Source organism: Actinoplanes sp. NPDC048791 (assembly GCF_040650095.1).
GTDB lineage: Bacteria > Actinomycetota > Actinomycetes > Mycobacteriales > Micromonosporaceae > Actinoplanes.
Genome location: NZ_JBEZGQ010001182.1, coordinates 1 through 2370, shown reverse-complemented (window position 1 = coordinate 2370; position 2370 = coordinate 1). Strand labels below are relative to the sequence as shown.

General features: G+C 73.7%; 3 protein-coding genes. 2 read left to right on the top strand and 1 reads right to left on the bottom strand.

Going from position 1 to position 2370, the window contains the following annotated elements; all coding sequences use genetic code 11:
- Nucleotides 1-802 (top strand): hypothetical protein (locus AB0C29_RS44045; RefSeq protein ID WP_360833711.1); only part of this gene is annotated, 802 nt, incomplete at its 5' end.
- Nucleotides 803-865: 63 nt separating this feature from the next.
- Nucleotides 866-1789: an AEC family transporter gene (locus AB0C29_RS44040; protein ID WP_360833709.1), complete on the top strand. Its 924-nt coding sequence runs from the start codon at nt 866-868 to the stop codon at nt 1787-1789.
- Between the two features lie 11 nt (nt 1790-1800).
- On the opposite strand, the gene AB0C29_RS44035 is transcribed toward AB0C29_RS44040, so the two are convergent.
- Nucleotides 1801-2370 (bottom strand): AbfB domain-containing protein (locus tag AB0C29_RS44035; protein WP_360833707.1); only part of this gene is annotated, 570 nt, incomplete at its 5' end.

Genomic DNA, 2370 nt, shown 5'->3' with positions numbered 1-2370 from the left:
GTGGCTGTCGCCGGCGACGGGCCGGGCACCTCGAATGGCTCTGCTCGGCTCGGTGCAGGGGTTCGCGGTGCGGCGCACGCTGGCTCCGGTCGCCGGCTGGGCGGCCGGGATCGGGGCCTACTTCCTGATCGTCGGTCTGGTGGCCGTGTCGCTGACCGGGTTCCTGACCGACAACCCCGCATTCGCCGACCTCGCCGCGCAGGCCGGATTCGGCGGCCTGGGCAGCGTCGAAGGGTACGCAGCCACGCTGTTCGCCCTGCTCGCCATGCCGGTCGGCGGCTTCCTCACCACCCGGATCACCACCGTGGCCGCCGACGAGCGCGACCGCCGGTTCGCCCTATTGCTGGCCGGCCCGGTGACCCGGTGGCGGGCCGGGGGTGCCGAGGTGACGGCCGCTGCCGGGGGAGCTGTGCTGCTGATGGTGGTCGCCGGCCTGGCGACGTGGGCCGGCACCGGGCTCGCCGGTGCGGATCTGAGCATCGGCGCGGCCCTGAGCGGGGCGGTCAACGTCCTTCCGGTCGCGCTGCTGAGCCTGGGCGCAGCCGTGGTCGCACTCGGCGTGGTGCCCCGCGCGGTGGGGTGGATCGGGGGCGTGCCGACTGTCGGGGGTTTCCTGCTGCTGGTGATCGCCGACAGCACCGGTGCCCCGGACTGGGTGGGCGCACTGTCTCCGTTCGCGCACCTGGCGGCGGTGCCCGCGGAAGGTGTGTCGTGGACCGGAACGGCCGTCATGGCGATCCTGGCAGCCGTGCTCTGTGCTGCCGGACTGGCAGCGTTCGCGCGACGGGACGTGCAGGTCTGAAGTTTCCGGCACCGGCGTGACACACTCCTGCAGTTGTGGATCTGATCGAACGGTGGCTTGCGGGTGCGTGAGGTCGTCACCGGCTTCGCCGTGGTCTGGGCGCTCGTCCTCGTCGGCTACCTGATCGGCCGGTTCGGGCTGCTCGGGGCGGCCGGGCTGGACACGCTGACCCGGCTCGCGTTCTTCGTCACCGCGCCGGCGCTGCTGTTCGTCACCCTGGCCACGTCCACGATCGGCCGGATCTTCACCGGGGCGCTCGCCGCGTTCGTGCTCAGCACCCTCATCGTCGCCGCGCTGTACGTCACGCTCGCCCGGTTGCTGTGGCGGCGCAGTGTCGCCGAGCTGACCATCGGCGCGCTCGCCGCCAGCTACGTCAACGCGGGCAACCTGGGGATCCCGATCGCCGCCTACGTGCTCGGTGACGTGGCGTTCATCGCGCCGGTGCTGATGTTCCAGGTGCTGCTGGCCAGCCCGACGGCGCTGGCCGTGCTGGAGGTGGCGACCGGGGAGGAACGGCCGTCGCTGGGCCGGCTGGCGGCGATGCCGGCCCGCAACCCGCTGATGATCGCGTCCGCGGCCGGCATCGCGGTGGCCGTGTCGGGCTGGGACATGCCGGAACCGTTGCTGCAGCCGTTCGTGCTGCTGGGCGGGGCTGCCGTGCCGATGACGCTGCTGGCGCTGGGTATGTCGCTGCGCGGGAGCCGCCCGCTGCGCCCGGGACCGGACGCGCCGGATCGACTGGCCGCGGTCGTGCTCAAGGCGCTGGTTCATCCGCTGCTGGCGTACGGGATCGGGCACTATGCCCTGGGGCTGACCGGCCCGGCGCTGCTCGCGGCCGTGGTGACCTCGGCCCTGCCGACCGCGCAGAACATCTTCGTCTTCGCCAGCCGGTACGGCCGCGGTGAGGGTTTCGCCCGCGACACGATCGTGCTGTCCACGGCGGCCGCGGCGGTGACGCTCCTCGGGGTGGTCGCCTGGCTGGGCTGAGCTCGGTCAGCTCACTTCCGGGGCGGACGGACCAGGAAGGAACTGTCAGCCCGGAAGCCCGCGCTGCCGTCGAGCTGGTCGACCCACAGCTCGCCGTCCACGTGGCGCAGGAACCAGCCGGGGTAGTTGGCCGACTCCAGCGACACCGAACCGGCGGCCAGGCCGGCCCGCGGGCAGAACGTGGCGTCGCCGTGGAACAACGCGGTGCCGTCGTCGAAGCCGGCCACCAGCCGCCAGGACGCATGGCGCAGGTGCATCCCGTCGGCGGTGCGCAGCGAGAAACAACCCCGGCCGGCCAGGCCGGGGACGACCTCCAGGGTGGCCCCGGCCGGCGTGAGCACGCCCCGGCCGGCGGACAGCGCCACGAACTGCCCCTTGGCGTTGGCCGACTCCAGCGACACCTTTCCCGTCTTGAGCAGCGGAGCCGGGGACGGCGACGGGGAACCGGCGAGCACGGCGCGGGCCACCGGGGGCAGGCTCGACCAGCCGGCCATCGTGACGACCAGGCCGGCGGCCAGCGCGCCGGCGGTCAGCGCGGCGCCGACCGGATGAGCCCGCAGTGCCGCGCCCCAGCGGCCGAG